Source organism: Tatumella sp. UCD-D_suzukii, assembly GCF_000611875.2.
Taxonomy (GTDB): domain Bacteria; phylum Pseudomonadota; class Gammaproteobacteria; order Enterobacterales; family Enterobacteriaceae; genus Tatumella; species Tatumella ptyseos.
In genome coordinates, this window is sequence record NZ_JFJX01000052.1 from 1 (window position 1) to 653 (window position 653).

Genomic DNA, 653 nt, shown 5'->3' on the forward strand with positions numbered 1-653 from the left:
TCTTTTAGTGGCCTCTACGGTCGCTGTTACCAGTAACTCTTGCATATGTCTATTGATTGTTACTGTAGTTCGACTACCTTTTTTAGCGGCTGCATCCATTAGATAAATCCTATAATATCTTTACAAATAGTTGCGTTGGGAATTACATGTGCTACATTACGCACATGGTGAGTGTTTGAGTGCTTGAAGTCATGATTGATATGCTGGTCTTAAGGATACCGTTTAAAAGCTCTCTTGTATCGGAGCGTCTTGATTCACAGGTAAATTATGTTTCCCATGTGAACCTTGCTGAGGTTGCCCGCCTTTCTGGTCTGACTCTTGCCGCCCATACAGTAGAATACGCCATTGATGGTGATTTGACTGTATCGGGGCTTAAGCATCCTTACGAATCTCGCCCTTCTCATTATGCTGGGATCGCATTGAAAATTTTTGAGGGCGGTAAGAATTTCGAGCCATGTGTAGAGCTGAAAGCATCTCCGGCGAAATTGTTACAAGGTCACAATATTTTTGGGCCTACATCTTTTGAGTTGTGCGGTCTGGAATTTTTCGGTGCCTTTGCTGCTGCTATGCCTGAACTCTATGATTTGTGTGATGTAACTAATACGGTAGTTGGTCGCATAGATGTAACTTTCAGTGCAAAAGTCGCAAATGAT

Annotated in this window: 1 protein-coding gene; it reads left to right on the forward strand. The window is 42.4% G+C overall.

Going from position 1 to position 653, the window contains the following annotated elements; genetic code table 11:
• Window positions 1–179: 179 nt before the first annotated feature.
• Window positions 180–653, forward strand: a 474-nt coding sequence (locus CG67_RS09940) for a phage/plasmid replication protein, II/X family (protein ID WP_235501125.1), incomplete at its 3' end; no start/stop codon positions are given.